This window comes from Stutzerimonas stutzeri (assembly GCF_000935215.1).
GTDB lineage: Bacteria > Pseudomonadota > Gammaproteobacteria > Pseudomonadales > Pseudomonadaceae > Stutzerimonas.
Window position 1 is genome coordinate 1 of record NZ_JXXD01000306.1, and the last position, 4,967, is coordinate 4,967.

5 protein-coding genes are annotated in these 4,967 nt (G+C 63.2%); 1 reads left to right on the plus strand and 4 read right to left on the minus strand.

Annotation, left to right across the window (positions count from 1 at the left end; translation table 11 throughout):
* Positions 1-140 precede the first annotated feature (140 nt).
* Positions 141-596, minus strand: coding sequence for an NUDIX hydrolase (locus LO50_RS22170; RefSeq protein WP_044316390.1), 456 nt, complete (start codon positions 594-596; stop codon positions 141-143).
* A gap of 224 nt (positions 597-820) precedes the next feature.
* Here LO50_RS22170 and LO50_RS22175 point away from each other — a divergent pair, with 224 nt between their 5' ends.
* Complete coding sequence (locus tag LO50_RS22175) at positions 821-1,435, plus strand: LysE family translocator (protein WP_044316391.1); 615 nt, start codon at positions 821-823, stop codon at positions 1,433-1,435.
* A 191-nt stretch (positions 1,436-1,626) separates the two neighbouring features.
* Here the strand turns inward: LO50_RS22175 and malK are convergent, their stop codons facing one another.
* The 3 genes from malK to LO50_RS22190 form a co-directional block, all read right to left on the minus strand.
* Positions 1,627-2,742 (minus strand): maltose/maltodextrin ABC transporter ATP-binding protein MalK, encoded by a 1,116-nt coding sequence (gene malK / locus LO50_RS22180; protein WP_044316392.1) that lies wholly within the window; start codon positions 2,740-2,742, stop codon positions 1,627-1,629.
* 76 nt (positions 2,743-2,818) lie between these two features.
* Positions 2,819-4,447, minus strand: coding sequence for an alpha-glucosidase (locus tag LO50_RS22185; protein WP_023446202.1), 1,629 nt, complete (start codon positions 4,445-4,447; stop codon positions 2,819-2,821).
* A gap of 144 nt (positions 4,448-4,591) precedes the next feature.
* On the minus strand, positions 4,592-4,967 hold a 376-nt coding region (locus tag LO50_RS22190; RefSeq protein ID WP_044316393.1), incomplete at its 5' end, for a sugar O-acetyltransferase.

Consider the following 4,967-nt stretch of genomic DNA (forward strand, 5'->3'; position numbering starts at 1 on the left):
TGTATCGAAAAATACTGAAGGCCTCGGCACGCTTCCCGTTGCACGTTCACGCTCTCGAGCAAGGCTTTGGTAGCGACCCGGCCACTCCGCAGGGTCACCCCACCGCTAGCCTCGTCCTAGAAGTGCACGCCCGATCAGAATCAACTGCTGCACTGACGATCACCTAAGAGAACGCCCAGAAGTTCAGGCAGCCACTCAGGCTTGAATAGGGATGCGGCCTGGTCTTGCATTTCGTTCAAGCTCCACCACTTCCATTTCTGAATGGTGCTCTTTTCTTCTTCGGTCCATTCTGCCGCGAACACGCTCGTGTCCGCTGGGCATTCCACGAGGAAGTACTTCTCCAGCCAGCGCGCCGGTGTCGAGCGTGCTACGGCATATACCTCATCTCTTTCCTTCAGCAGCTTCCCGACTCGAAGCGTTAAACCGGTCTCCTCATACAGCTCCCTTGCTGCTGCATCGGCGTAGCTTTCTCCAGGTTGTAGCTCGCCCCCAGAGGTCGCCCAGAAGGGCGCTTCATGCTCGTCTTTGTACAAGAAAAGTAAAAGGCGTCCATCAGCATCCACGATGAACAATCGAGAGGATCTTCTGACCTGCATTCGTACCTCACTGTGGCTCCGAGCGAATGCGCCATAATCGACGCGAAGCGCCAGATTACCGCGGTTGGATCCTCGCGGGGCAGACTGGGTCCAGCACTCAGGTCTCGAAGCTTCGCGGCAGCGGCCTTCGACGAGCCATGCGATGCGGTAAGCGCCCGGTTGGGGCGGTGCCCGTCAATGCTCTATGCTGGTTCAGTCGATCAGCCCCTTATCAAGGAGCCCAAATGCCCAGCCTCGAATATCTGATTACCTGCCTGGTCGTCGTATTGATACCCGGCGCGGGGGTGATCTATACGGTATCGACGGCGCTGATGCACGGCCGTCGCGCCGGCATTCTGGCCGCGACAGCCTGTACGCTAGGGATTCTGCCGCATCTGCTGGCGACCATTCTTGGTGTCGCGGCGATCCTGCATTCCAGTGCACTGGTCTTCGAGACTATGCGCTATGCAGGTGCCGCCTACCTGCTCTATCTCGCCTACGCGACCTGGCGTGACAGCTCTGCGCTGGCGGTGGGTGGCGATAGTGAACCACTCAGGACTCGGTCGCTGGTTGCGAAGGCGCTGCTGGTCAATCTGCTGAACCCGAAACTGACCATTTTTTTCCTGGCCTTCCTGCCGCAATTCATCCGGCCGGGCGCCGGCGATGAGCTTGGGCAGCTGCTCGTTCTCAGCGCGACTTTCATGCTGATGACATTCGCCATCTTTACTGTCTACGGCCTGCTGGCGCACGCCTTTCGCAAGGCGGTTATCGAATCGCAGCGCGTTCAGGCCTGGTTGCGCCGCGGCTTCGCGGCATCATTTGCCGGTCTCGGTGTGAACCTGGCCTTGGCCGACAGATGAGCCCCCAGGCCTTTGACGCGACCAAGCAAACGCCACGGCAACGGTTCTAGCTTCACCGATCAGGCGGACCGTGCCTTTCTGTATGACGTCGGCACTGAGCAGCCTGAAGGAGCCGTTTTACCGCAGTCGATCAGGCGCAATTAGAGCTGGCCTAGCTAAACCCTGCCGCCAGTCCAGCGGGGCGGATTCAGTCATCCATAAATCGCCGGCTCGCGATAATGCCGGGTGCAGGCCTCGCCGTTCTCGCGGAACAGGTGGCACTTGTCAGCCTTGAGCCCGGCGGCGAAGGTTTCGCCTTCGGTGACGCGCAGGTTGCCGTCGACGCAGAGGGTGATGACGTCCTGCAGGCGCTCCAGGGTGAGGTAGAGCAGGTTGTACTGGCCCAGCCGTTCGGCCACGGTGATCTGGCCGTGGAAGGTGAAGTCGGCTTCGTCCGGCATGACGAAGTGTTCGGGGCGGATGCCGAGGGTGAGCGGGTCGCCAGCGCTGACGGCGCTGCCATCCACCGGCAGGGTCAGTGGGTAACCGCTGGGCAGTTCCACGGTGACGGCTTCCGGGCTAGCGGAGACGGCGCGCACCTCGACGAAGTTCATCTGCGGCGAGCCGAGGAAGCCGGCGACGAAACGGTTCTTCGGGTAGTGGTACAGGTGCAGCGGTTGGCCGACCTGGGCGATTTCGCCGGCGTTGAGCACGACGATCTTGTCGGCCAGGGTCATGGCTTCGACCTGGTCGTGAGTCACGTAGATCATGGTGGAGCGGATGCGCTGGTGCAGTCGGGCGATCTCGATGCGCATCTGCACGCGGAGGAAGGCGTCGAGGTTCGACAGGGGTTCGTCGAACAGGAACACCTTCGGCTCGCGGACCATGGTGCGGCCGATGGCGACGCGCTGGCGCTGGCCACCGGAAAGGTCCTTGGGTTTGCGCTCGAGCAGCTTGTCGAGTTGCAGGATTTCCGCGACCGCTTCCACGCGACGGGCGATCTCGCGCTTATCGACGCTGGCAAGCTTGAGACCGAAGGCCATGTTCTCTGCCACGGTCATGTGCGGATAGAGGGCGTAGGACTGGAAGACCATGCCAACCGAACGATCCTTGGGCGGCAGGTCGTTGACCCGCTGGTCACCGATCAGCAGATCGCCTGAGGTGATGTCCTCCAGCCCGGCGATCAGTCGCAGCAGGGTGGATTTGCCGCAGCCGGATGGACCGACGAAGACGACGAACTCACCGTCCTCGATATCCAGGTCGATATGCCGGGTGATCGGCGTACCGTCGTAACTCTTGCAGATGTCGCGCAGCGTGACACTGGCCATCGTTGTTGTTCTCCGTTGGATGCCGCCATGCACTCTCTATTTGCAGCGGCGGGCTGGCCCACCGCTGCCAACTCGCTTAACCCTCGAGCCGCACGTAGCCGAAACCATGGGCCGGCAGCCGTGCCCATTGCCCATCGTATTCGGCGAAGCTCGCCGGCACGTCCACCAGCGGCACCGCCTGGGCCGGCAGCTCGTAGCTGCGCGGCAGATCGCCGAGGTTGAACAGGCACAGCCAGACCTCCCCCCCGAGCCGGCGCTCGAACACCAGCAAGGCGTCGTCATGGTAGACCATGCGGATGTCACCCTCGATCAGCAGACGCTGCTCGCGCCGCCAGCCGAGGAAGCGCCGGTAGCAGTTGAGCATCGAATGTGGATCGGCTTCCTGCGCCGCCACCGACAGCGAGCGGTGCGAGTCATCCACCGGCAACCACGGCTGGCTCCCGGTAAAGCCGGCATGATGCGCCTCGCTCTGCCACGGCATCGGCGTGCGGCAACCGTCACGCCCTTTGAATTCCGGCCAGAAGGTAATGCCGTACGGATCGACCAGATCCTCGTAGCGCAGTTCCGCTTCCGGCAGGCCCAGCTCCTCGCCCTGATAGAGGCAGACACTGCCGCGCAGGGACAACAGCAATGCCATCAGCAGCCGGCCGCGCTCCGGGTCGGGCCGGCCATTGAGGGCCCAGCGCGTCATCACCCGCACCACATCGTGGTTGCCCATGGACCAGCACGACCAGCCGTCCGCCAGTTCGCGCTCGATGCCCTCGACGGTATGCCGGATATAGGCAGGGCTGCACTGTTCGGTGAGCAGGTCGAAGGAGTAGGCCATGTGCAGGGTGTCGCCGCCACTGGTGTAGGCGGCCATGGTGCGCAAGGATTCGTCGCAGCCGATCTCGGCCACCGAGGAGGCGCCGGGATAGCGCTGCAGCAGGGCACGCAGACGGCGAAGGAATTCCAGATTCTCCGGCCGCGTCTTGTCGTAGATGTGGCGCTGGTAGGCGTAGGGGTTGTCGATGCGCACGCCGATGCTGCCCTCGCGGATCTCGGTGTTCGGCGGGTTGTCGCGCAGTTCGGCGTCGTGGAAGTAGAAGTTCGCTGCATCCAGGCGGAAACCGTCCACACCGAGCTTGAGCCAGAACTCCATGTCGTCGAGCACCTGATCCTGCACGGCCGGACAATGGAAGTTCAGGTCCGGTTGGCTGGAGAGGAAGTTGTGCAGGTAGTACTGCCGGCGCCGGCTGTCCCAGCTCCAGGCCGGACCGCCGAACACCGACAGCCAGTTGTTCGGCACGGTGCCGTCCGGCTTGGGATCGGCCCAGACGTACCAGTCGGCCTTGTCGTTGTCGCGGCTGGAACGGCTTTCGACGAACCACTGATGCTGGTCGGAAGAATGGTTGAGCACCTGGTCGATCAGCACGCGCATGCCGCGTTCGTGGCAGGCCTCGACCAACCGGACGAAGTCGTCCAGCGTGCCGAACAGCGGATCGACGCCGCGATAGTCGGCCACGTCGTAGCCGAAATCCTTCATCGGCGAGGTGAAGAAAGGCGATAGCCAGATGGCGTCGACGTTGAGGCTGGCGATGTAGTCCAGCTTGTGCAGCACGCCGGGCAGGTCGCCCACGCCGTCGCCGTTGCTGTCGAAGAAACTACGTGGGTAGACCTGATAGATCACCCCGCCGCGCCACCAATTCTGAAGTTGCTCGGACATGCCACGTTACCTATGAGTGACCAGTGAAGATGGGGCCACTCTAGGTGCGGCTTCCCGTCGCAACATCCTCCGGCGGCGGGCTCTTGCAGGCGTAAGGGCCGGGCGTAGACGGCCCGCTGGCCGAGGGCGTAGACAGCGAGCCGGTCAACGCACCCGCGCCGGGTTGCCGACCACCGTGGCGCTGGCCGGCACGTCACGGGTCACCACACTGCCGGCGCCGATCACCGCATCGTCACCGACCGTCACGCCGGGGAGGATGATCGCTCCGCCGCCAATCCAGACATTCTTGCCAATACGGATCGGCCGGCCGAACTCGACGCCCGAGCGGCGTGCTTCAGGGTCACGCGGGTGATCGGCGGTGTAGAGCTGCACCGCAGGACCGATCTGCGCACCGGCGCCGATATGCACCGCGACCACATCGAGAATCACGCAGTTGAAGTTGAGGAAGGCGCCCTCGCCCAGGTGGATGTTGTAGCCGTAGTCGCAATGGAACGGCGGGCGGATCACCGCGCCGGCACCG

Bases quoted from the DNA above. Each gene is read 5' to 3' on its own strand.
- LO50_RS22175 (WP_044316391.1), top strand. From the start codon at position 821: ATGCCCAGCCTCGAATATCTGATTACCTGCCTGGTCGTCGTATTGATA.
- malK (WP_044316392.1), bottom strand. From the start codon at position 2,742: ATGGCCAGTGTCACGCTGCGCGACATCTGCAAGAGTTACGACGGTACG.
- LO50_RS22185 (WP_023446202.1), bottom strand. From the start codon at position 4,447: ATGTCCGAGCAACTTCAGAATTGGTGGCGCGGCGGGGTGATCTATCAG.
- LO50_RS22170 (WP_044316390.1), bottom strand. From the start codon at position 596: ATGCAGGTCAGAAGATCCTCTCGATTGTTCATCGTGGATGCTGATGGA.